Origin of the sequence: Bacillus sp. AFS017336, from assembly GCF_002555445.1 — a bacterium.
Classification (GTDB): Bacteria; Bacillota; Bacilli; order Bacillales; family Bacillaceae_G; genus Gottfriedia.
Map to the genome: position 1 here is coordinate 44,239 of NZ_NUCO01000034.1, position 22,455 is coordinate 66,693.

A 22,455-nucleotide genomic window follows, 5' to 3' on the forward strand; every position below is an offset into this window, starting at 1 on the left:
TATTTAGATCATTGGTAGTATTCCAATTTATAAATAAGTTCATATTGTTTTCTTAAACAATATTGATTACACTTACAAGTATACTGTCTAAAGGTGACAATTTTAGGCACCATTAAGAGGTGTTTTTATGAAAAAATCAGAAAGAATAAATCAAATTCTTCGCTTTATTAATCAAAAACAGCATTTTACACTTCAGGATTTAATGCAGGAATTTCAGATTTCAAAATGACAGCTTTAAGAGATGTATCTTCCTTAGAGGAAATTGGCGTACCGCTTTATGCAGAATATGGTCGTTATGGAGGCTATCGCATACTGAATCAAATGAAGCTCCCACCTATTTCTTTTAATACTCAAGAAATTATTGCGCTTTACTTTGCTATGCAGGCACTTGGAAGCTATTCGAATTTGCCATTTCAAGTATCCTACCGAACAATACATGAAAAATTTATCAATGAACTCTCGGAAAGTCAAAAGCAGGAAATAGCGCGGATGCAAAATCGAGTATCTTTTCAAAATGCCGTGCAAATCGAAGAATGTAAACATTTAGAAATATTATTAATGGCAGCTGTTCAAAATATTGTCCTTAAAATTGTATATAAAAATATTTCTCGTACTATTCATCCAATTGCTATATACGTTTTAAAGGAGTACTGGTATTGTCAAGCTTATGATATGGATAAAATGGCGTACCGTGTTTTCCGTTGCGATCGCATTTCTTCAGCTGAGATAACGAATATTCAGCCGTTAGAGGAATTAAAGGAAATTACGAAGTTAAATTCACATTCGCTTTGGAAACCATCTGAAAACGCTGTTAAATTTAAATGGTTGATTAATGAAGAGGGGATCGAATTATTTCAAAAGGAACACTACCCATCTATGAAAATGATAAATGAGCTTGAAAAAACATATATAATTGGTACATATGAGCAAAACGAACTTGGTTTTATCATTAAATATCTAGCCAAATTAGGCAAAACAGTCAAAATCATTGAGCCCATTATTTTAAAAGAAAGTTTACGACAAAATTATAAAGATTTACTTGAAAATATAGAATGAACCAATCTAAAAAATAAAATTGAAAAAAGGAACTTTTCCTAAAGTTCCTTTGATTTTTATGCGTGATTTTGTTGAAAATCTATTTTTTTATAAAAAGTCTAATTTCGCCACTTCTTATAGGAAATTAGACTTTTCAAGTTGGAACGACCATGAGCTCAAGTGCTAAAAGATGGTCAAAAAGTCAAATACTAAAAATGTGATCTTAAAGTTTTACTACGACCTCAGTTCCATCCTTCAATTTCGTTTCGACAAGGGTAACTCCACGATTTTTAGAAAGACCCTGCAACAATGGCTTCAAATCACTTCTTTCAATTTTCGGGAAGATGAATTTACTACCTTCTTTTTCGATTGCTTTATTAATTAAATGATTAATCTTTTTTGATGTAATAATTAAACAAGCCAAATTTAAAACAGAATAGGGAACAGGGATGGAGAAACGCTTTTCGTTAACTTTCAACTTGACTCTTAACATAATCTACTCAATAACCACAAAAACTTTATCACCATTAGCTGAAGTAATATCAATGATCTGTCCTACTAATTCGTTTTCGATTGCTTCAATTAGAAGGTCAACATTAATATCTTTTACATATTTTTCTGCTTCCGGTATTTTTTCAGCGATATTTGTACCTACTTTTAAAACAGCCTTTACTAGATTAATTGGTAAATTCACATTTACATTATCGCCAACATCAGAAGTCACACGAATCTTTAACATTTTATTTCCATAAGGTACTTCTTTTTTTGCCTCTACAAACTCAGGTTGATCTTTAACTTGTAAAATATTAATTAATTCACTCGCTTTGTCTTTATCAATTTTACCTTCTTCTACCAATGTTAAGATTCTAGAAATTTCATCCATTATAATTCCCCCTCTTTTAATAATTGAATGGCCTTCTCTGCCGTAATTTCGCCTTTTTCTAATAATGTTACAATTTTTGTTTTATCTACTTCTGGTTTCTTTTGAGAGGAGTAGCCTAGAGCTGAGATAATTTCATCTAATTTTCCTCTCACAGTCGGATAGGAAATTCCTAGCTCCTTTTCGACCTCTTTAATATTACCTCGGCATTTAAGAAAAATCTCAATAAAATGAAGCTGTTCCTGGCCAAGAGCCGCTAGTTTCGAAACTTCAAATTCATTTTCAACCGTTGTGTGGCAATGGTTACACTGTAGCTTAGTAATTTTAAGCGTCTTCTGGCAAACAGGACAATTTGTAAGTAAAGGATACGCCATACAATTCTCCTTTCTTTTATTTAATCATATAATACACCATATATTTAAATTTTCAAACAAAAACTTTAAAATTATTTATATTTTTTTATAATTTAATTCAATAAGTTAATTTAAGTATTAAATAAATTAATCTATTGCTTAATAATTGTGAAGTGGAAATGAAGTTATTGAATTTTTGAAGGATTGTTAGAAAAGTAAAAAGAAAACTAGTAATGAAAAAGTAGTATAAAATCTTTCAAAACTGGTAATACATACTTGCTTGGGTTATCTAATGATTGAATTTAAGGGGCTATTAAAATGTTTACAGGGTAGTCACTTAAGAAAGGGGAAAAGATTATTTTGAAGTAGTGGAAAGTTTTTACATGATCTTTTTAATAATTAATACTTTACTTGCATGAAAATGTTAAATACTTCAAATACTTCCTTTAAAACAGCATGTATGAAAAGGAGATTTTGGATGCATTGGTATGAAAAACTGAATCAGTATTTTCCTGTTGAAGAAATGAAATCAAAAGAGCACATGGAAACATTATTAAAAGAGCGTTCAAATATTTATCATAAAGAAGAAGGACCTCATCATGTGTTGATGTATGTTGAACTGGAAGACTTTGTATTTATAGATTACTTATTTGTTTCTAAAGATGCACGCGGTCAAGGACTTGGTAATAAACTGCTTAATATGCTTAAAAAGAAGGGAAAACCAATTATTTTAGAAGTTGAACCTGTAAATTATGAAGATACGGATACAGAAAAAAGGCTTCGTTTTTATAAAAGAGAAGGGTTTGAGCATGCCCAATCAATTGGATACAATAGACGTTCACTTGCTACTCAAGAAATAAATTCGATGGAAATCTTGTACTGGTCACCAAATAACGAGAGTGAAGAAATGATTTTTAAAGCGATGAAAAAAACATATAATATGATCCATACATATAGGGATACACATTTTTATGGGGAAGCTTATCAACCTGTAGAAGAAGTACTTACATTTGGTGAAAATAAAACGAATCCAAACCTTTTAGAAGACATTTGAAAATTTACAAAATAAAAGGGGCCTTCCTAAAGGTTAGTGTAAACTGATACTTGGGCAGGCCTTTTTATATTGAGAAAAATTATTGATCTAAGTCTGACTAGAAGCAAAATGAGGGGTATATTGGTGGAGGATTTCTATTTTGCAGATTTGGTCATTTTAATTGCAGATTTGGTCATTTTAATTGCGGATTTGGTCATTTTAATTGCAGTTTTTCCAATTTTATTTGCGGATTCTCTATTTTTATTTGCACTTCAACGTTTATTTGCAGTTTCTAGTTTCTTAATTGCAAATTTTACAGTATTATTTGCACGAACAACGCCTTGCGCTTCGCATTTTTATTAATAAACAGTATAACTATATAAAATGAGGATGCCCTTAAATAGGACATCCTCATTATTTTTTAAACACCCATACGTTTACGTTGATTGTTAGGTTTCTTAGCAATTTGATTCTTTTTAGTCGTATCCTTAACAGCATTTAAACCCATATTTGAGTTAGAATTTTGCTGTTTTTTATTTGCTAATTTTTGTCTCATTAAGTCTTGAAGACTTACTTTTTTTTGTTCATTTTTCACTTCATTATTTTCGCTCATAAATTTAGTTTTCCTCCAATTTCATCTTACCTATATAATGACTTGTTGAAGGAAAATAAGCAAGTCAAATAAGTGTTCAAGTTAATTTTCTTTTTCGGTATTTTTCTTATGAAATTCTTCCATTTTTTTGCTCTTTGAGTATGCTGATTCTTCTGAATGTCCAAATTGATCGACAGAACTTTTCTGTGGTCCTTTGTTTGTATGTCCTTTTGCCATGTTTAACCCTCCTTTTTTGTTATTATGTGCTTAAATTCCTTGAATAATCTCTTATTTATTATGGGAATCTATTTATGATAAATGGTATTAGGAGGAAGAATGATGACAAGCAAAAATGGCAGCAAAGGTAGTAAAAATCAAAATGCACCAGAACTTCATGGCCAAGCACCAGCGAGCGGCGACAACACAAAAGGGAACGAGTATCGTTCTAAAAAAGGAAGCAAATCTCAAACAGAACTACACTAAAAAAGGAATTAAAAAAAGAGCTTGGAAATTTCAAGCTCTTTTATTTAACCCTTAAATTTGAACTATTTTATTTGAAAACCTTCTTCATCTAAATATTCACAAGCTTCACCGTAACTATTGAAGGTACCGTCAAGATTTTCTCCTGCATATACATTCCACATGTCCATTTCTGAGACTAATATAAGAGTTTGTCCATTTTCATTTATCCAAATTTCTTCTACTTCTTCTTCTTCATATTCATCAAAAATTGGTTCAACAGAAAGGTTTTCAATCGACTTCGATAAAATTGTGCGAAGTTCGTTTTCAGAAAAGTCTCTTATATTTACCATGCCTTTGTCATTTGTTTTATATCCTTTAATTCCTTCAGCATATACAAATCCATTACCATTAGGATGTAAATGAAAAACAACGTTCTTTTTTTCTTTTAAACTTTCTTCAAATTGGAAGTTTGTACGCCCAAGTGAAACAGGTTTTTGAGTTAATTCTGGAAATGATTCGATGATCTTAATTTTTTCTTCGTAAGTAAGCATAATGCCTCCAAATAGTTATTATTTTTCCTATGTTTTGTTTGTAACGTAACAAATATAACAAAATTCTATAGAAAATGACATCTAATTGTCACAATTTGTGTTACTCTAATTTGGTAGAATAATAATGCTGTATTAAATTAACACATTCCTTTGGCTTATTTTTAGATTTAATTATACATAGTAGGTGATGAAATGGCAGTAAAACAACAATTTATTAAAAAAGAATTTTATAAATCATATTTAAATGAAAATCATAACGAAAATCATCCGATTGCGGTTTTAGCAGACCTTTACAGAGAGCAAGATGAAGAGATGGATCTTTCTTCGATCCGATTTGCACAAGGTGAAGTTTATTTTGAAAATAAAGATTTTGAATCTGCAGTTTTCAAATGGGAAAAGGTTGGAAACCAGTTAAGTGATTGGGCAAAGAAAAATATAGCTGATTCTTATTATGAGATTGGTTCATATGAAACAGCAGAGAAACTTTATAAAGAAGTTAAAACAGAAAGTAGAACTTTAACATCTGAGATCTACCTACAATTATTTTCACTTTATATTGATGTTGCGAAATATGAGGAAGCAGATCGTATAATTAAAGAAGCAGTGAAATATGATCCTGATTATCCTAATGTAACAAAAATTGCTCGTAATTTTTATGAGAAAAACCACGATTGGAACAGTGCTGTAGCATTAGCTTCAGACGAATCAATCCGAACAGAAGATTTAAAATGGTTTATCATTTTGAAGGAATATATCATAAATGGTGTAACAAGAGAAATGGCACCAAGTTATTTCGTGCAAACTTTACTTTCATTAAGTAAAGTAAATCTAGAGCATTTTGAATTAATGGTAGAAGCATTATGGAACAGTTATCGTGAACAATCAGTTTATGTAAATTGGTTACAAACATTTAACGATATGTTATTCCAAATCAACGTTGAAACAGGTGTTAAATGGAATCGTTTGCCTTTAATTTATACAATGACTTACGAGGCATTAGTTGAAGGTGAATATTTTGTAGCACAGCTTGAAGAGATGATGCCAAGTTTCTTAACAAATTGGTTGCGCATTACTGATTTGAAAGGTGCGGTTTTAGCAACAACTGCAACTTTAGCATGGGATCGTATATTCCCGGGTCGTATCGATCAGCAAATAGTTGTTGATGCAGAGAAAGCATTTGAACAACTTATGCAAACACCTGATTGCTTTGAAATTGGAAAAGAGTTATTTGAAAACATTCTACAATGGTCTGTTATTAATGAAATTGAAGTTGGCGACAGCTTTGAATGGTGGACAAACAAATTAACTCAATTTGAAAATACAACTATGCTAGTAGCAGGAACAGCTGGAAACGGAAAATCTTCATTTGTTAACTCACTTTTAGGTGAGAAGATGATGGGATCTTCTACGACAATGCCTGTATTATTTGAGCAAAATAATGAGTCAGAAATAATTGTATTCTCGAACGAAGGAAATACGCAGCTTGCTGAATACTCTGATTTTTATGATTTAACAACAGTTGAAAATAATCTGTTAAAAGGTGATGAACTAGTTTACTATAAATTGCCAAATTCATTTTTAGAAAAACATAACCTTTCAATAATTGACACTCCAGGAATTGATGGAGACACAATTAATACAAAAGCATTATTACAATCTGTTAAATTAGCAGATCGACTTGTATTTGTACTAAATGCTACTGCACCTTATACAGAGAATGAACGTAAATTACTAATTACTATTCAAAAAGAACTACCAACTCTGCCGATTCACTTTATTTTAAATAAAATGGATTCGATTTATAGTAAAGAAGAGATTGAACGAGTTCGTAATGAAATACAATCAAAAATTACGGTAGACTTCCCAGGTGCTAAAGTATTACCATACTCATCTATTTATAATAATCAAGATCAGTTTAAAGACTTAGAACTATTTATTGAGAAGAATGTGCTATCAACTGAGGCTAATTCAAAGCAAACTGAGAAATTATTATTAGCAATTCGAAAACTAATCAATTTCCTACTTGAAAAACGAGTTGAAAAAGAAGACGAGTTACGTGCAACTGTTGAATGGAATGAAGTTCTTGATGAAAAGTTAAACGGTTTATTACATTCTTTAAAAGATAAAGAAATGGAACATTTAAATACAATTAAAAACTCATATCGTGAGCTAAAAGACGAATTAAAATATGACTTAAAATTAAGTGTTCCTGGCCTTTTAAAGGAATGTAAAGATTTAATTAAAGAAGATAGTGATTTCAGTACTATTCTTGAAACTGTAAATGAAGAGATGAATCAACGAATTGGTGAGTATGTCAGAGCGACTACTTTACCAAAATTAAATGAAGCACTTCAAAATTGGATTAAAGAATCTGGTGTATTACTAGAAGGTACTCAAAGCTATTTAGCAGAAATGAGTAATTCTTTAAATGAGTATATTGGAAATGAATATTTAAGCCTTGAGTGTGACTTTAAAGTATTAGATGACTGGCGCCGTGATGCAGATCGAATGACTAGTATGACTCAATTAGATGAGATGAATATATTATTAAACTCATCACCATCTCAATTTATTTTAAAGAGCTCAGGAATCTTATTAGGTTTATTACCTCAAAATAAATCGAAGCTTGTTGCTCAATACCAAAAATATGTTGATAATGTAAACTACGATGATGTTACATCTGACCTATCAACTAAGTTTTTCCTACAATTTGAAATGTTTGAAAAGACTTTACCAAGAGATTTAGCTATGTTCTTAAATGCTCCATTTGAGCAAATTCATGAGCTAGTTGATGAAATAAGATTAGCAATTTCTAACTATAACCGTACTTTAGATGACATGAAATCAAATCCAAGTATTTACTTTGATCCGATTACATTCTTCACAGTGCGTTTAAGACAATTAGAGTTTTTAACATTACGTAAATAATAAAAGAGTGTGCCAATATCAAAATGGCACACTCTTTTTTCAAGTTATTAAATCAATAATAAAGACAATTATTCTTCCGCAACTTCTTCATAAGGAATATGTACAACAATTGTTTGATAGCCCTCTTTAATTTTCACATAGCCACCCCAAGGGATTTGAAGGATTAAAAAGGCTCCTTTTGAATCAATTGAAAAGTGTGCAATTTTTTCATGTTCTTCATCAAGTAAAAGAACTTCTCTCTCATTTCCTACAGTTCGAATACCAGCGTGGCAATGAATTTGTATTTTCCAATTACCTAGTCTACTTAATAAGAGATGACTCATATAATAGTTCTCCTTCTATAAGTTGTTTTTTAAACTAACTTATTAAACTGATTAGTAAAATAGATACTTATATTGAGAAATGGTAAAAGGTTTATTCTATCTAACTAAATTCTATTCTTAAGAATGCTATCTTAAAACTATTTAGGTATGTTTTATAATTGATATTTTTTTATGGCTTTCCGCGTTATAAAATAACCAACTGCAATGATCGCAAACCAAATAATAATCATAAGAGAATTACCAATCAAGAAAACTGTCGTATTTTTAAATCCACTTACGATTGCATCAACATTTTGTTTAAATGTTACACCAATCCGGTCTCCAATCGTTTTTGGAGGAGTTGTATCAGTAATCGATGAAACTTCATTAATAAAAAGATTGATTGTACTGTAGTTTACAGCTGAATCATAACTTTTTAAAGTTGTTGTTAAACTTTCAATTTCGTATCTAACATCAGTTAATTGCTTTTCAATTTCTAAAATGTCTTTTAAAGAGCCAGCTTTTTTTAATAAATTCAATAAACGGTCTTCTTGAATTTTTAATGATTTCATACGCGTTTCTGTGTCAAAGTATTGATTGGATATATCATCAGTTGAAACAGTTTTTGAAATTACGTTTCCAATCTTATTTAAATTATTTAGAAATTCATTTAAATTTGTTGATGGAACCCTTACTGTATAATTTGCAGTTCTTGATGGTGATTGCTCAGAGTTGTTACTAGAGTACTTTTCCAATATGGATGTTCCGCTAATATGATTCGATTCGATATAGCCGCTCGAACTACTAACTGATTTTTCAAGAGCTGAAATGGTTTTATCAAATTTCTTTGTTTCGAGCTGTAATTCAGCTGTTTTTACTAATTTGCGATTACTAGCTTCAAGTTGTTCGAAAGGTTGCTTTTTTTGATCTTTGACCGAAGCATCAGTGTTATTTACAAAGCCCCTCTGATCTTGTTTTAACGATTTTGATGACATACTACTTATTTCTTTTTTTGAGTCAGGATTTGAACATGCAGAAACGAATAAACATACAAGTAGTATTAAAAATAAGTTTTTAAAAAAACGACGATAAATTAACATGAATTTAATCACCTCATATGTAGGTCGAATTTAAGGGTTGGAAAGATCCGTAATTAGTTTGGTTAGTTGTTTAATTTTTGTTTGTATTCCTTCCCTTTATTTCCTAATCTTTCATCAAACATTCGATTGCGATAGTAATTATTTTTTAGTTGCAGATTTTATATTTGTTAAAAATTTCTAATTTAACCTACTATACCATAAATAGAAGTAAGGGAAAGTGTGGTATTTAAACCAATTTTTGAACATTTTAAGTATATTTTTTAGTATGAAAAACCACATGCAAATCTATGGTGAGTTACTTTTATTTAATAGAAAAGTTATTAAGATATAATGAATGAATATTATTATTTTTGGAAAAGAAATAAATATTTTGACTATTTTTGTATTTTATGACAAAATAATGAAAACTAAATAGTAGGGAATAGGTGTAAATGAAATTCTTATTAATTCATTTACTTAAAAGGGAAGATTGGTGAAATTCCAACGCGGTCCCGCCACTGTAATAGATGAAAATTCTAAAGTCAGGAGACCTGCCTATTCTAACGACGCTGTTTGACCTACGAGAGATAGGGAGGTGCCTTTTGAAAGAAAGCTTAATTTAAAGTATTGTCATTATTTTATGTTTTCCAACGATCTTAAGGCATTTTTATCTTTTTTGAGATGAAAATGCTTTTTATTTTTTTAGGGGAATTTATGAAACTTCCAATTTTACATGCAAAAAACGATGGAAATTAAACATGTAAGACAGCAAAGTTGAAAGAATTGATGAAATTGGGTAAAGCCTGAATTTGAAATAAAGACTCGCCATGAGACAAAAAAAGATGAATTTTAACTTTGGTAAAATCAAAAAAATTAGAGAAATACATAATTCAATTAATTAAAAGTAGGGAGAAACCGATGAACAGTAGATACGTTAAAGAATCCAGAGTATTTGATAGTAGTAGAATATTTCCAACTGATTTAAATAACCATGGTACATTATTCGGTGGAAAGATGCTTGCAGCAATGGACTTAATTGCTTCTATTTCAGCAACAAAGCATTCGAGAATGGAATGTGTAACCGCATCGATGGATTCAGTCGAGTTTCTATGTCCAGTTCGCGAAAGTGATTGCATTTATTATGAATCATTTGTCATCTTAACAGGCTCAAGCTCAATGGAAGTATTTGTACGAGCTACTGCAGAAGACCTTCTTTCAGGTGAAAAAAGAGTGGCGGCAACATGTTTTGTAACTTTTGTTGCACTAAAAGATGGAAAACCTCATAAAGTAGTAGAGGCAATACCAGAAACTGAAGAAGAAATTAAATTACAGCAATTAGCATTTAAGCGTTTAGAAAGTCGCCAATTAAGAAAAAAACTAAGTAAGGAATTGGCATTAATTTGGAAAGAATAAAAGTAATGATTGAAATCATACTAAAAGTAAGCTAATATTAAATTAATATTTTTAAGGAGGCATCAAATTTAGACACTATGTACAATATCCGATAACTTTTAAAGCTAAAGAATTAATAGCAAAAAAGTACTCTGCCTGATAACAGAGAAATTGGATAAGTATGTCTATTTTTTGAGCCCATAATGAATATTAAGTAAATCCATTCAATTAAAAAAATGGTTTATTTAATAATAACTAAACTTTGTATATACTTTTTCGTATGTACTAGGCTTATTAAATTACATCCAATTTACACACAGGCAGATACTGCTTGTGTGTTTTTATTTTCTCTGGGCTAAAACAGAGGGATATTTTTAAATCGGATGGAGTGAAATATATGTTTATTATAAAAGCATCGAACATTGAAATAGAGTTAAACGGAATGACAATTTTTAAAAATGGAAATCTAGAACTAAAAGAAGGCGAACGAGTTGCTTTAATTGGTGAAAATGGAGTTGGGAAATCAACATTTATAAATGCAATTTTAGGAAATATTCCGCTTAATAAAGGGTTTTTGCAAATTCAATATTCAAAAGATGATATAGGTTGGCTTCTAACAGATGAAGAAGACCAGGAATTACTTACAGCAAGGGAAGTAATCGAATCATTTGATCAAGAACGTTATTTAATAAAGAAGAATTTAGAAAAGTTATCGCTTGACCTATCTAATGAAAAAAACATTGATAAATATAATGAATATTTAAGTAAGTATTTAGAATTAGATGGATATGACTTTGAAAATAAAATAGATCAAGTATTAAAGAAATTTCAATTACCGAAAGAGTTATGGAATATCCCGTTCAGTCATTTAAGTGGTGGACAAAAAACAAAAGTTAAATTAGCGAAAGTGATGATGAAACAACCTAAGCTATTAATTTTAGATGAACCAACAAATCATTTAGATACGGAGTCGATTCAATGGTTAACTGAGTGGTTAAAAAACTTTAAAGGTAGTGTGCTTTTTATATCACATGAACGACAATTCATTGATGATGTTGCGCTCGTTACAGTTGAATTAACGCATGCTGGCACATTTAAGTATAATGGTGGCTATTCAGCGTATAAAATTCAAAAAGAACATGAGCGAAAAACCCAGCAAGCTCAATATGAAAAACAAGAAGCGGAAAAGAAAAAGTTAATCGAAACGATCAATCAATATAAACAATGGTTTACAAGCTCGCATAATGCAGCGAGTGAACGTGATCCTTTTGCCAAGAAACAAGCTGCAAAAAACGCATTAAGATTTAAATCTAAGGAAAAGGATTTAGAACGATTAGAGAAAAGAAAAGTAGAGAAACCGAAAGAAGTTAAGACAATTGCAGCTAGCTTTGAAAATGAAACGTTCACTGCAAAGCAAATGATTACCTTTGAAAAAGTAGATTTCTCATACGCTGAAAAATCATTATTTAGCCAAGTTGACTTTCTGTTAGGTCGAGAAGATCGATTAGCTGTAATAGGTAAAAATGGTTCTGGAAAATCTACATTTTTAAAATTATTAACGGGATTATTGATTCCAAGTAATGGGTCCGTACGACATAACCCACAATTAAAAATAGGTTATTTTATGCAAGAGCTTGAAGCGTTAAATGAAGATTCTACGATTTTAAATGAAATTTTATCTCTTCCAAATATGACTGAAACAGAGGCGAGGACAATACTGGGTTGCTTCCTTTTTAGAAGAGAGGATGTTTATAAAAATATTGCTCAATTAAGTATGGGGGAAAAGTGTAGAGTTGCTTTCGTAAAACTATATTTTTCAGACTCAAATCTACTTGTTCTTGACGAGCCAACAAACTATTTAGACATTCACACGAGAGAACGAATTGAAGAAGCATTAGCTGCGTATCCTGGAGCCGTTGTAGTTGTTTCTCATGATCCTTATTTACTAAAAAAAGTTTCAAATCGTGTAATTCATATCGAAAATGGTAATCTTTATGAATTCAAAGGTTCTTTTGCTGAATGGAACGGTAGACAAAGCATTACAAACGATCAACAATCTTTATTAAATGAACGAATTAGGTTACAACTAGAAATTGCTGCATTGAGTGCGGAAGAAATCGAAACCGATGAAGAAAAGAAAGCTCAAATTACAAAAATCGTAATGTTACAAAAAGAATTAGAAAACATAAATCAAATTTTAGAATCAGGAATAAATGGGAAACAAGAGGTGTAAGTAAAAAAAAACAAATCACTTTAGGTAAATGACTAAAGTGATTTGTTTTTTTTGTTTAACTAGCTCGTTTTAGCTTGCCTTTAACACATCATTTACATCATGAATAACGACAAAAGCTTTTGGGTCGATTGCGTGAATTATTTTTTTAAGTTCAAACAATTCCTTATTGCTCACAATTATGTATAATGACTCTTTTCTTAAACCTGAGAAATGTCCTTTTGCTGGATAGATTGTTACCCCACGATTCAATTCATTTGATACGATCTGTGCAATTTCATTTGCTTGGTCAGAAATAATCGTAATTGCTTTTTTTGGATTTATTCCTTCCATAACATAATCCATTACTTTAATTCCAATATAAATTGAAATGACGGTATACAGTGTTTTTTCAAAACCGATTACAAAATAGCCTCCTAAGACGACAACTAAATCAAAGGCAAGTAAAGATTTACTAATACTCCAGCCAAACGATTGATGGACCATTTGTGCAAGAACAGTGGAACCACCTGTTGTACCTCCTGCGCGGAAGACAATTCCTAACCCTAGCCCAATTAATACACCAGCAAAAATACTACCTAATAATGTCTCGCTTGTTGGTACACCGTAACCGTCAGTAATACGTAGGAAAAATGAAATAGCTACAATTGAAATAACTGTATATAAAACTAATTGCTTCTTCAAATACCTATATCCAACTATTAACAACGAAGCGTTTAAAACAAAATATACGACATCAGGTGACCAGTTAAAAAGATAATAAGTAATCATTGTAATGCCGGTAAAGCCACCTTCAGCTAATTTATTCGGTATTGCAAAGAAGTTAACACCGACTGCAAATATTGCTGATCCAACAAGGAGATATATAATATCTACGAAGTTTTTACGCACAGTTACCCCTCATTTTCTAACAGATTTTTAACACTTCTATCATTCTACCTAATTATTAGATTTGAATCAAAATATTTCTATTAAATAAAAGATAGATTATTAGTCATAGTTTTAGGTAGAATCTCATAGTTTATATAGACAAGCTATTAAGGGGGAATCATTATGGTATTTGCAACACCTGGAAAATCTGGTTCATTAATTACGTTTAAAAATCGTTATGATAATTTTATTGGTGGGGAATGGGTAAGACCGGTAAGAGAGCAGTACTTTGGAAATGTTTCGCCTGTAACTGGACAAGTCTTTTGTGAGGTAGCTAGATCGACTTCTGAGGATATTGATCTAGCTCTTGACGCTGCACATCGTGCAAAAGGAAAATGGGGTAGGATGTCAGTCACAGAGAGATCAAATATTTTACATAAGATAGCTGATCGTATGGAAGCGAATAAAGAATATCTTGCTGTTGCTGAAACTTGGGAAAACGGGAAACCTGTTCGTGAAACTTTAGCAGCCGATATTCCATTAGCAATCGACCATTTCCGTTATTTTGCAGGCTGTATCAGATCCCAGGAAGGATCACTCGGTGAACTTGATGGTGATACAGTTGCTTATCATTATAAGGAGCCACTAGGAGTTGTAGGTCAAATCATTCCATGGAATTTTCCGATCTTAATGGCTGTATGGAAGCTTGCACCTGCTTTAGCTGCAGGGAATTGTGTAGTTCTTAAACCAGCAGAGCAAACTCCTACTTCAGTGTTAGTATTAATGGAACTAATTCAAGATTTATTACCAGCAGGAGTTGTCAACGTCGTAAATGGTTTTGGTCTAGAAACGGGTAAACCATTAGCTTCTAGTAATCGAATTGCTAAAGTTGCGTTTACTGGTGAAACTTCAACTGGACGTTTAATTATGGAATATGCTTCAAAAAATTTAATTCCTGTTACATTAGAATTAGGTGGTAAATCACCAAATATATTCTTTGAAGATGTAGTTGAGAATGAAGAATTCTTCGATAAAGCACTTGAAGGATTTACAATGTTTGCTTTAAATCAAGGAGAAGTATGTACTTGTCCATCTAGGGCGTTAATACACGAATCGATTTATGAAGAATTTATGGATCGCGCGGTAAAACGTGTTAAAGCGATTAAACAAGGAAATCCATTAGACCCTCAAACAATGATCGGCTCGCAAGCTTCACACGAGCAATTGAATAAGATTTTATCTTATTTTGAAATTGGAAAGAATGAAGGAGCAGAAGTTTTAGTTGGTGGTAGCCGTAATGTTCTTGATGGAGAATTAAAAGATGGTTTCTATGTAAACCCGACGATTTTTAAAGGGAACAATAAAATGCGAGTATTCCAAGAAGAAATTTTTGGTCCTGTAGTATCGGTTACTACATTTAAAACAAAAGAAGAAGCGTTGGAAATTGCAAACGATACATTATACGGATTAGGAGCGGGTGTTTGGACTCGTGATATGGACACTGCTTATCGATTCGGTCGCAACATAGAAGCAGGTCGAGTATGGGTAAACTGCTACCATGCATATCCTGCACATGCTGCTTTTGGTGGATATAAAAACTCAGGTGTAGGTCGTGAAAATCATAAGATGATGTTGGATCACTACCAAAATACAAAGAATATGCTAGTTAGTTATTCTCCAAGTAAACTAGGATTCTTTTAATTAATCTAACACTCCGGTAAGCATTTACTGGAGTGTTTTTTTTTCTAATAGAAAAGCTGCAATAAATATAATAATTTTCGAAAATACATACATAAAAACTAGTAGCAGTTAAATATGCTTAATAAAACATGTTAATTGGAGGGACTAGTATGCTATATCTAGTAATCTATTTATTTATAATAATTGTTCTTTATAGTTTCATTCAATTATATTTAATTCGAAAGTGGAAGTTAATTTATACTACTTTTGGTTACCAAAACTATTTTCTTATTATTGGTAAATTGAAAAAGAATGGCATTGAGTATAAGACGAAAGTACCGATGAATTTAAGAAATAGGAGGCAATTTGATGAGAATACTCAATATGATATATATGTAAAAAAAGATTCAGAACATGAAGCATTACAGTCACTATATCAAACTTAAAAATTAAGAGACTGTTAGTTAGACAGTCTCAAAGTGTTGGTATAATCATTGTGAAATAATTGAAATTCATGTAATCGTCTTTTCGGTTAACTATTGGTACATCAAATTGATTTCCGTTAAACGAGGTTATAATATTACTCCTGAAAAACTTCCGCTCAACACTTTTTTCTCATTCTGATTCGTACATAGGAATGAGGCTAAGATCGAAAGTCTATTCTCTTGTTTTTCATACTTTTCAATCGTTACTTCACAAATAATTGTATCTCCTGTAAAGACTGGTCTTAAAAAGTCAAAATTCACTGAACGTGCCAGTACATTGTGATCTCCACCAATTTTGGTTGGTAAAGTTGCTGTCAATAACCCTTGAACGACAAGTCTACCTTGTTCATCAGGGGTCACATGATGAGCACCTGCATCGCCAGAAACCTTTGTAAATAATTCAACATCTTCTACTGTAAAAGTTCGCTCAAACGAAATAATATCGCCTACTTTTAAAGCCAATTTTACCACTCCCTAAACTATAATCAAAAAATGCTTTAATTTTCTTAACTATATAGTTCAATTTCCAATTGTACTATCCTGCTTGAATAGGAATTTAATTCCGAGGTGCCCATAAAATGACAGACACACCGACTAAACAGATTGCAGCACCGATCCAATCGTATAAATCGGGTGATTTTTTATCAATACCCCAGCCCCATAAAATAGAAAGAACGATAAACACGCCCCCGTATGCAGCATATACTCTACCAAATGTAGGGAAAATTTGAAACGTTGCAATGACACCGTAAACGGCTAAAATTATCCCCCCGATTAATCCTAAATAAGCTGATTGTCCTTCTCTTAGCCATAACCAAATAAGGTATCCACCACCTATTTCTGCCAAACCGGCTAATAAGAAAATAAATATTGCAGTTATCAAAAATACTCATTCCTCTCTAATTCGTTGAAATTTACGCTCAATGAACATAACCATATTTTAACAATAAAAACTAAGGGAAACTATTTTTCTAACTTTAGCGTTCCTCTTAAATTGAATTTCGGTACTAGTGAAACTGTTCTAATCATATTTTTAATAGAAGAAAACAGATAAAAGTAGGTGGAGAATAGATGGTAGATGCAAAGGTTGGTTTACGCCCTATTGTTAGTAATATTAATTTGCCGACTGTAATGAAGACAACATTTCTTCCAGGGGATTCCATTGAAAGATTATTTATTGCAACTCAACTAGGGGAGATTTTTTACATAGGAAATGGAGAAATCAGGACATTTTTAGATTTACGGCCACGGGTATTAAAACTAGGTGCTTCAGGTGGCTATGATGAACGTGGGCTGTTAGGACTAGCATTTCATCCTTATTTTTATCATAATGGTTTGTTTTATCTTCATTATTCAGTAGCTGATTCTCAAGGTCCGGGTACACTCTTAGAACCGTTTAAACCTAATCCATGTGAGCCAAATACACTAAACTTAAAATGGGAAGATAGGGAAAATCATTATGATCATATCGATACAGTTGAGGAGTGGGTTTTGCAATCCAATGGCAAGCCCCAAATACGGAGAACATTACTTAAATTTAGAAGACCATTCTTGAATCATAATGGTGTTAATACATTAAACTTTTCACCGGAAACAGGAAAGCTTGTTTTAACGACAGGAGATGGCGGTTCAGGCTATGATCCTTTTAACTTAAGCCAGAACAACTTAGAAATCGCGGGCAAAATTATTGAAATTGATGTAGGAAAAAATACAATCGTCGATCATCTCCCAGTTGTTACTCGTTTTAATGAACTACCAACAACTATTCAAGAAACTCTCACAGTTATAGCAAAAGGGATTCGCAACATAACAGGTATTTCATATCAAAGAATATCTAATCAATTTATTAAATATATAGGTAATGTTGGTCAGGATATGGTTGAGTCAATTTATTCATTTATTCAATATAAACCAATACCTGTTATTCAGCTGATTCAAGCTAATATGAATGCTGAACCTAATTTGGAAGGGTTTATTAACTTTGGTTGGCGAGGCTGGGAAGGTAATTTCCCTACTTCGATCATAAACGCATGTAATGAAACTTCAAATTTGGAAGAGAATGCAATTGCTTATTACAATGAATCAGTAGAACTTTCAGCTAGCCGTCTACAACCTTTAACTTGCTATTATCACAAAGATCCAAGAACGAATAAATTTGAAGGAACTGCACTTACAGGAGTCCAAGCATATATGGGGAATGAAATACCTAGTCTGTCTGGTAGTGTGGTGTTTACTGATATAGCACGGAAAGGTACACAAGGAGAAATTAAAGGTGTTTTAGCTTATACGAAAGTAAGACCTGATGGTAAACAAAGCGATTTCAGTATCATTCAAACCGATTATAATTTTGGGTCCAAACCAGCTTACTATGTTGGGCTAGGTACGAATTTAAATCAATCAAAAATGTATTTAGGTGTTTATGGTTCTACAAAAGTGACTGATTATAATCAAGGTACTATTTTTGAAATCGTTCCATGAATCTAGTTAATAGTTTATACAGAACTTAAAAAACCGCAGATTCTTCTGTGGTTTTTTAGCGTGGAGTGAAGTTTAATTGTTACATTTACTATTCGAAAAGGATTTTAAACTTGATAGATTATTAAACAAATATCGAATAGCCTGTTCAATGAAAGGGGACGAATAAAAAGGTATTAAAAAAATGGGAAAACTCAATTGGAATATGGAGTGAGCGTGTAATGGATAAAATGAATAAAACAGAAAGTCCCGTCACTCATACTGGAAAAGCTCAAAAAACTGTTGGTCAGTATTTGTTCGATTGTTTGAAATTTGAGGGCATTACAGAAATTTTTGGCGTTGCAGGGGACTATAATTTTTCACTGCTCGATACTTTAGAGCAATATAATGGAATCCAGTTTATAGAAGGACGGAACGAACTAAACTCGGGTTATGCTGCAGATGGCTATGCAAGAGTTAAGGGGATATCAGCACTAATTACAACCTTTGGGGTCGGAGAGTTAAACGCATCTAATCCGATAGCTGGGTCATATAGCGAGAATATTCCTGTAATCCATATTGTTGGTTCGCCTCCAACAAAAGATCAAAATGAACACAAACTGATGCACCATACTTTAATGGATGGAAATTTTGATGTTTTTCGTAATATGTATGAGCAAATAACGGCTTATTCTGCAGTGTTGACACCGGAGAATGCTATGATCGAAATTCCAACTGCTATTCGCATTGCTAAAGAAAAGAAACAACCTGTTTACCTAGTTGTGGCTAATGATTTAGTGAGCAAACCGATTGTAGTACGGGAAATGCCGATTGCGCCATTACGTACGTCTAATCCAAAAACTCTACAGGTTGCGACTGATCATGCTCGTCAGCTGCTAGAACGTGCTAACCAGCCAGTTATCTTAGTGGATGTAAAAACTATGCGTTTTGGCCTCCAGGCTGAAGTTTTACAACTGGCAGAAGCTATGAATATACCTGTTGCCGCTATGATGTTCGGAAAAGGAGCATTCGATGAAACTCATCCTAGTTATGTCGGAATGTATATAGGCTCATTCGGTTGTTCAGAAGTCCAACGTATAGTAGAAAATGCAGACTGTATTATCGCCATCGGAATGGTTATGGCAGACACTAACACAGCTAACTTTACCGCAAAACTGAATTCACTTGTGACTATTAATATTCAATCTGACTTTGTTAAAGTCGCTGAGGCAGTTTATCAGAACGTTTTTGCTACAGATATGATTCATGCATTTCAAAATTTCGGTTTCAAAGGTACTGGATTTCAAAGAAAAGTGTCATTTCCCTATAATCAGTTCACATTAAGTACAGATGAATCTTTGAAAGCGGCTGGCTATTATCCAATTTTACAGCGCATGCTAAAAAAGGACGACATTTTGATCGTTGAGATCGGTACGTGCTACAATGGTATGTCGGAGGTAAGGCTGCCGAGTAATGTTACATATATTGGACAAGGAGGCTGGGGGTCAATTGGATATGCAACCCCCTCGACGCTCGGTGCTTGTATCGCAGCGCCAGATCGACGGGTGTTGCTGTTTACAGGTGATGGCTCATTGCAGCTAACGGCCCAAGAAATCAGCTCCATGCTCTACTATGGTTGTAAACCAATCATTTTCGTCTTAAACAATGATGGTTATACGATCGAAAAATATTTAAATGTCAAAACAAAAAATCAAAAATACAATAAAATCCCACGTTGGTCATATACGAAACTGGCTGAAGCTTTTGGAGGCAATGCGTTTACTGCAATTGTTCGGACATATGGAGAACTTGAACAGGCTATAAGCCAAGCAGAAATTGAATGTTCCGAAAGACTCTGTATGATTGAAATGATTGTAGAAGATCCATGGGACGCACCAGAGAATATGAAAAAAATGCGCAACTATATGATGCAACAGGAAATGCAACAAAACGAGGAATAACAAACATAAAAAGATGGAATTAAAAATGATTCCATCTTTTTATAGTTTAGTTTAATTGGCCATTCACTGTTCAACAGTTCAAAATGGTAAGTAGATTCCCTGTATCCATTTTAAAACGAAATCCTTTTAAAAATAATTAAAGCAATTTCAACCCATAACCAGCAATAAAAAAAAGAAAAAATAAATATGATTAGAACGGTTAATGTTGAAAAAGAATCAGAGAAGGCTGGACCTAAAACAGGAAAGTGAAAAATAAATAATAGATTCATGATTCCTAACACTAATAGAATTGCTCCAGCTAAAATGATACTTAATCTCTTTTTAAAAAAGTAAAAAGAAGTGCCTATTCCAATTCCTAATAAGCCTGTTGTAAACGGAAATATAATAAGTTCGGTTGGTTGTAGGATGAGTAATAACATGATTGTTAGAAAATAGGACTTTAATCCATTTGTAATGGAGAACATGGAGCAAATTAGAATAGGTGCAGTGGCAAGTGGACTTAAAAATAATCCTACAACAGGTAAAAAGCCACCTGCAGCTTGAAAAAATGCAGCAATACAAGCAAAAATAGCAACTAAAATGAATTTCATCGTTTTACTCTGTTTATTGAACTTTAGTTGAAATAAATGAATTTCATCAGAAATGGGCTTGAAAAAATACACTTTTTCACCTCGTTTTTAAGCTTAGTTTCGATTTAAGATCTATATAATTTATATGAAATAGAATATAGTGTAATACATTCTTACTTTTTAGAAGCAGATAAAATCGGAATTTAACTTCAACCTCAGACAGTTTTCTAGACATTGAAAATAGTAGATAAGATTTAGTTTATTTTTTAGAATCATTTTAATATTTGATGGTCTCTAACGATCAACATAGTAATTTTCCTATATTATTGATAACAAACATAAATAAATGTATGATAAATACGTTGAGAATTGCATGAAAATTTAAAAATTGAAGGGGAAAACTATGAATATTAAAATTGATAAAGATTATGTGTTAAATACCGCTAAACAATTACTTGAGTTTAATAGTCCAAGTGGTTTCTGTTTTGAAATTATGGAGTTAATCCAGTCTTGGTCAAATAGTCTTGGTTACGAGTTCGAAACAACTAATAAAGGTTGCGGAGTCATTACTATTCCAGGGAAAAGCAATGAGCAAGTCATCGGATTATCTGCACATGTTGATACATTAGGGGCGATGGTTCGGTCAATTACAAGTAAAGGTACTTTAAAATTCACTATTATTGGTGGGCCAATCGTACCAACTCTTGATAGTGAATATTGTCAAATTAGAACTCGTGATGGAAAGATATATACAGGTACATTTTTATCTACTAGTCCATCGATTCACGTATTTGAAGATAGTAAAACAAAAAAACGCGATCCAGAAAACATGGAAGTTCGCATTGATGAATGTGTTAAGTCAAAAGAGGACGTATTAAATCTTGGAATTTGCCCAGGAGATTTCATTTTCTTCGACCCAAAAACGACTATTACTGATAGCGGATTCATTAAATCGAGATTTATTGACGATAAAGCAAGTGTTGCTTGTTTAATTGGTTTACTTGAATTATTTAAAAGGGAAAACATTGTTCCTACATATACAACGAAATTATTTATTTCAACATATGAAGAAGTTGGTCATGGATCATCTTATATTCCATCTGATATTACTGAATTAATCTCAGTCGATATGGGCTGTATTGGTGATGATTTAAGCTGTACTGAATATGATGTTTCTATTTGTGCAAAAGACTCTGGAGGACCATATGACTTCAACATAACAACTGATTTAGTCAATTTAGCGAAAGAAAATGAGCTTAGCTATGCGGTCGATATTTATCCAATGTATGGATCTGATACAGTTGCTGCATTACGTGGAGGTCAGGATATTCGTGGAGCGCTTATTGGACCAGGTGTGCATGCTTCTCACGGTATGGAAAGAACTCATTATAGTGCGATGGATAATACGATGAAATTATTGTATTTATATTTAACGAAATAATCATGTAGAAGTGCTGTTGATTCATTCAACAGCTTTTTGTTTGTGGTTGAAAATACGAACACTTTGTGTACTTTGTTGATAAGCTGTGAACTTTATTGATAAAGTATGGTTTTTTATTGATAAACGCCAAATTTTGATGATAAACCAGTATTATTTCT

Annotated in this window: 25 protein-coding genes and 1 riboswitch; of the genes, 13 read left to right on the plus strand and 12 right to left on the minus strand. The window is 32.2% G+C overall.

Going from position 1 to position 22,455, the window contains the following annotated elements:
• Nucleotides 1–127: 127 nt before the first annotated feature.
• Nucleotides 128–229, plus strand: a complete 102-nt coding sequence (locus CN601_RS28045; protein WP_257131752.1) for a DeoR family transcriptional regulator — start codon at nt 128–130, stop codon at nt 227–229.
• On the plus strand, nt 226–1,056 hold the full coding sequence (locus tag CN601_RS19420; RefSeq protein ID WP_257131753.1) for a helix-turn-helix transcriptional regulator: 831 nt from the start codon (nt 226–228) through the stop codon (nt 1,054–1,056). Before CN601_RS28045 ends, CN601_RS19420 begins: the two co-directional genes overlap by 4 nt.
• A 202-nt stretch (nt 1,057–1,258) precedes the next feature.
• Here the strand turns inward: CN601_RS19420 and CN601_RS19425 are convergent, their stop codons facing one another.
• The 3 genes from CN601_RS19425 to CN601_RS19435 are packed head-to-tail and all read right to left on the minus strand — an operon-like array spanning nt 1,259 to nt 2,289.
• Complete coding sequence (locus CN601_RS19425) at nt 1,259–1,513, minus strand: hypothetical protein (RefSeq protein WP_257131754.1); 255 nt, start codon at nt 1,511–1,513, stop codon at nt 1,259–1,261.
• Nucleotides 1,514–1,531: 18 nt separating this feature from the next.
• Nucleotides 1,532–1,921 (minus strand): SHOCT-like domain-containing protein, encoded by a 390-nt coding sequence (locus tag CN601_RS19430; protein ID WP_098172035.1) that lies wholly within the window; start codon nt 1,919–1,921, stop codon nt 1,532–1,534.
• Nucleotides 1,918–2,289, minus strand: a complete 372-nt coding sequence (locus CN601_RS19435) for a DUF2089 domain-containing protein (RefSeq protein WP_098117382.1) — start codon at nt 2,287–2,289, stop codon at nt 1,918–1,920. The genes CN601_RS19430 and CN601_RS19435 overlap by 4 nt, the downstream gene beginning before the upstream one ends.
• A gap of 457 nt (nt 2,290–2,746) precedes the next feature.
• On the opposite strand from CN601_RS19435, the gene CN601_RS19440 reads away from it, so the two are divergent.
• Both CN601_RS19440 and CN601_RS19445 read left to right on the plus strand, forming a co-directional pair.
• Nucleotides 2,747–3,322 (plus strand): GNAT family N-acetyltransferase, encoded by a 576-nt coding sequence (locus CN601_RS19440; RefSeq protein WP_098117381.1) that lies wholly within the window; start codon nt 2,747–2,749, stop codon nt 3,320–3,322.
• A gap of 123 nt (nt 3,323–3,445) precedes the next feature.
• Complete coding sequence (locus tag CN601_RS19445; RefSeq protein WP_098172036.1) at nt 3,446–3,664, plus strand: hypothetical protein; 219 nt, start codon at nt 3,446–3,448, stop codon at nt 3,662–3,664.
• 58 nt (nt 3,665–3,722) lie between these two features.
• On the opposite strand, the gene CN601_RS19450 is transcribed toward CN601_RS19445, so the two are convergent.
• Both CN601_RS19450 and CN601_RS27635 read right to left on the minus strand, forming a co-directional pair.
• Nucleotides 3,723–3,914, minus strand: a complete 192-nt coding sequence (locus tag CN601_RS19450; RefSeq protein WP_098117380.1) for a hypothetical protein — start codon at nt 3,912–3,914, stop codon at nt 3,723–3,725.
• A gap of 81 nt (nt 3,915–3,995) precedes the next feature.
• Nucleotides 3,996–4,130, minus strand: coding sequence for a hypothetical protein (locus CN601_RS27635; RefSeq protein ID WP_257131755.1), 135 nt, complete (start codon nt 4,128–4,130; stop codon nt 3,996–3,998).
• A gap of 102 nt (nt 4,131–4,232) precedes the next feature.
• On the opposite strand from CN601_RS27635, the gene CN601_RS19455 reads away from it, so the two are divergent.
• Nucleotides 4,233–4,376, plus strand: coding sequence for an imidazoleglycerol-phosphate dehydratase (locus CN601_RS19455; protein ID WP_098117379.1), 144 nt, complete (start codon nt 4,233–4,235; stop codon nt 4,374–4,376).
• A 62-nt stretch (nt 4,377–4,438) separates the two neighbouring features.
• On the opposite strand, the gene CN601_RS19460 is transcribed toward CN601_RS19455, so the two are convergent.
• A complete protein-coding gene (locus CN601_RS19460; protein ID WP_098172037.1) occupies nt 4,439–4,906 on the minus strand; it encodes a hypothetical protein in 468 nt (155 codons plus the stop codon).
• 192 nt (nt 4,907–5,098) lie between these two features.
• Between CN601_RS19460 and CN601_RS19465 the strand changes: the two genes are divergently transcribed.
• Complete coding sequence (locus tag CN601_RS19465) at nt 5,099–7,834, plus strand: dynamin family protein (protein WP_098117377.1); 2,736 nt, start codon at nt 5,099–5,101, stop codon at nt 7,832–7,834.
• A gap of 68 nt (nt 7,835–7,902) precedes the next feature.
• On the opposite strand, the gene CN601_RS19470 is transcribed toward CN601_RS19465, so the two are convergent.
• Both CN601_RS19470 and CN601_RS19475 read right to left on the minus strand, forming a co-directional pair.
• A complete protein-coding gene (locus CN601_RS19470; protein WP_098172038.1) occupies nt 7,903–8,157 on the minus strand; it encodes a hypothetical protein in 255 nt (84 codons plus the stop codon).
• 152 nt (nt 8,158–8,309) lie between these two features.
• On the minus strand, nt 8,310–9,236 hold the full coding sequence (locus CN601_RS19475; RefSeq protein ID WP_098172039.1) for a DUF4349 domain-containing protein: 927 nt from the start codon (nt 9,234–9,236) through the stop codon (nt 8,310–8,312).
• Between the two features lie 406 nt (nt 9,237–9,642).
• A riboswitch (cobalamin riboswitch) is annotated at nt 9,643–9,788 on the plus strand.
• Between the two features lie 345 nt (nt 9,789–10,133).
• Between CN601_RS19475 and CN601_RS19480 the strand changes: the two genes are divergently transcribed.
• Nucleotides 10,134–10,628, plus strand: coding sequence for an acyl-CoA thioesterase (locus CN601_RS19480; RefSeq protein ID WP_098117374.1), 495 nt, complete (start codon nt 10,134–10,136; stop codon nt 10,626–10,628).
• 376 nt (nt 10,629–11,004) lie between these two features.
• Nucleotides 11,005–12,840 carry a ribosomal protection-like ABC-F family protein gene (abc-f, locus tag CN601_RS19485; protein WP_098172040.1) on the plus strand — a complete coding sequence of 612 codons (1,836 nt, stop codon included), beginning with the start codon at nt 11,005–11,007 and terminating at the stop codon, nt 12,838–12,840.
• A gap of 69 nt (nt 12,841–12,909) precedes the next feature.
• On the opposite strand, the gene CN601_RS19490 is transcribed toward abc-f, so the two are convergent.
• Complete coding sequence (locus tag CN601_RS19490) at nt 12,910–13,728, minus strand: YitT family protein (protein ID WP_098172041.1); 819 nt, start codon at nt 13,726–13,728, stop codon at nt 12,910–12,912.
• 162 nt (nt 13,729–13,890) lie between these two features.
• Between CN601_RS19490 and exaC the strand changes: the two genes are divergently transcribed.
• Both exaC and CN601_RS19500 read left to right on the plus strand, forming a co-directional pair.
• Nucleotides 13,891–15,408, plus strand: a complete 1,518-nt coding sequence (gene exaC / locus CN601_RS19495; protein ID WP_098172042.1) for an acetaldehyde dehydrogenase ExaC — start codon at nt 13,891–13,893, stop codon at nt 15,406–15,408.
• 149 nt (nt 15,409–15,557) lie between these two features.
• A complete protein-coding gene (locus CN601_RS19500) occupies nt 15,558–15,833 on the plus strand; it encodes a hypothetical protein (RefSeq protein WP_098117370.1) in 276 nt (91 codons plus the stop codon).
• Between the two features lie 126 nt (nt 15,834–15,959).
• Here CN601_RS19500 and CN601_RS19505 read toward each other — a convergent pair whose 3' ends face one another.
• A complete protein-coding gene (locus CN601_RS19505) occupies nt 15,960–16,334 on the minus strand; it encodes a hotdog domain-containing protein (protein WP_098117369.1) in 375 nt (124 codons plus the stop codon).
• 94 nt (nt 16,335–16,428) lie between these two features.
• Nucleotides 16,429–16,755, minus strand: coding sequence for a YnfA family protein (locus tag CN601_RS19510; protein ID WP_098117368.1), 327 nt, complete (start codon nt 16,753–16,755; stop codon nt 16,429–16,431).
• Nucleotides 16,756–16,943: 188 nt separating this feature from the next.
• On the opposite strand from CN601_RS19510, the gene CN601_RS19515 reads away from it, so the two are divergent.
• Entirely contained in the window at nt 16,944–18,350 is a 1,407-nt protein-coding gene (locus tag CN601_RS19515) for a PQQ-dependent sugar dehydrogenase (protein WP_098172043.1), read from the plus strand.
• A 218-nt stretch (nt 18,351–18,568) separates the two neighbouring features.
• The gene (locus tag CN601_RS19520) at nt 18,569–20,287 is read left to right on the plus strand and encodes an alpha-keto acid decarboxylase family protein (RefSeq protein WP_098172044.1); all 1,719 of its coding nucleotides are present in this window, start codon (nt 18,569–18,571) and stop codon (nt 20,285–20,287) included.
• Between the two features lie 110 nt (nt 20,288–20,397).
• Here CN601_RS19520 and CN601_RS19525 read toward each other — a convergent pair whose 3' ends face one another.
• Nucleotides 20,398–20,949: a hypothetical protein gene (locus CN601_RS19525; RefSeq protein ID WP_098172045.1), complete on the minus strand. Its 552-nt coding sequence runs from the start codon at nt 20,947–20,949 to the stop codon at nt 20,398–20,400.
• Nucleotides 20,950–21,259: 310 nt separating this feature from the next.
• Here CN601_RS19525 and CN601_RS19530 point away from each other — a divergent pair, with 310 nt between their 5' ends.
• Entirely contained in the window at nt 21,260–22,297 is a 1,038-nt protein-coding gene (locus CN601_RS19530; protein ID WP_098172046.1) for a M42 family metallopeptidase, read from the plus strand.
• The last annotated feature ends 158 nt before the right edge of the window (nt 22,298–22,455 follow it).

Bases quoted from the DNA above. Each gene is read 5' to 3' on its own strand.
- CN601_RS27635 (WP_257131755.1), bottom strand. From the start codon at position 4,130: ATGGCAAAAGGACATACAAACAAAGGACCACAGAAAAGTTCTGTCGAT.
- CN601_RS19420 (WP_257131753.1), top strand. From the start codon at position 226: ATGACAGCTTTAAGAGATGTATCTTCCTTAGAGGAAATTGGCGTACCG.
- CN601_RS19455 (WP_098117379.1), top strand. From the start codon at position 4,233: ATGACAAGCAAAAATGGCAGCAAAGGTAGTAAAAATCAAAATGCACCA.
- CN601_RS19515 (WP_098172043.1), top strand. From the start codon at position 16,944: ATGGTAGATGCAAAGGTTGGTTTACGCCCTATTGTTAGTAATATTAAT.
- CN601_RS19530 (WP_098172046.1), top strand. From the start codon at position 21,260: ATGAATATTAAAATTGATAAAGATTATGTGTTAAATACCGCTAAACAA.
- CN601_RS19520 (WP_098172044.1), top strand. From the start codon at position 18,569: ATGGATAAAATGAATAAAACAGAAAGTCCCGTCACTCATACTGGAAAA.
- CN601_RS28045 (WP_257131752.1), top strand. From the start codon at position 128: ATGAAAAAATCAGAAAGAATAAATCAAATTCTTCGCTTTATTAATCAA.
- CN601_RS19440 (WP_098117381.1), top strand. From the start codon at position 2,747: ATGCATTGGTATGAAAAACTGAATCAGTATTTTCCTGTTGAAGAAATG.
- CN601_RS19470 (WP_098172038.1), bottom strand. From the start codon at position 8,157: ATGAGTCATCTCTTATTAAGTAGACTAGGTAATTGGAAAATACAAATT.
- CN601_RS19435 (WP_098117382.1), bottom strand. From the start codon at position 2,289: ATGGCGTATCCTTTACTTACAAATTGTCCTGTTTGCCAGAAGACGCTT.
- CN601_RS19450 (WP_098117380.1), bottom strand. From the start codon at position 3,914: ATGAGCGAAAATAATGAAGTGAAAAATGAACAAAAAAAAGTAAGTCTT.
- CN601_RS19500 (WP_098117370.1), top strand. From the start codon at position 15,558: ATGCTATATCTAGTAATCTATTTATTTATAATAATTGTTCTTTATAGT.
- abc-f (WP_098172040.1), top strand. From the start codon at position 11,005: ATGTTTATTATAAAAGCATCGAACATTGAAATAGAGTTAAACGGAATG.
- CN601_RS19480 (WP_098117374.1), top strand. From the start codon at position 10,134: ATGAACAGTAGATACGTTAAAGAATCCAGAGTATTTGATAGTAGTAGA.
- CN601_RS19475 (WP_098172039.1), bottom strand. From the start codon at position 9,236: ATGTTAATTTATCGTCGTTTTTTTAAAAACTTATTTTTAATACTACTT.
- exaC (WP_098172042.1), top strand. From the start codon at position 13,891: ATGGTATTTGCAACACCTGGAAAATCTGGTTCATTAATTACGTTTAAA.
- CN601_RS19460 (WP_098172037.1), bottom strand. From the start codon at position 4,906: ATGCTTACTTACGAAGAAAAAATTAAGATCATCGAATCATTTCCAGAA.
- CN601_RS19465 (WP_098117377.1), top strand. From the start codon at position 5,099: ATGGCAGTAAAACAACAATTTATTAAAAAAGAATTTTATAAATCATAT.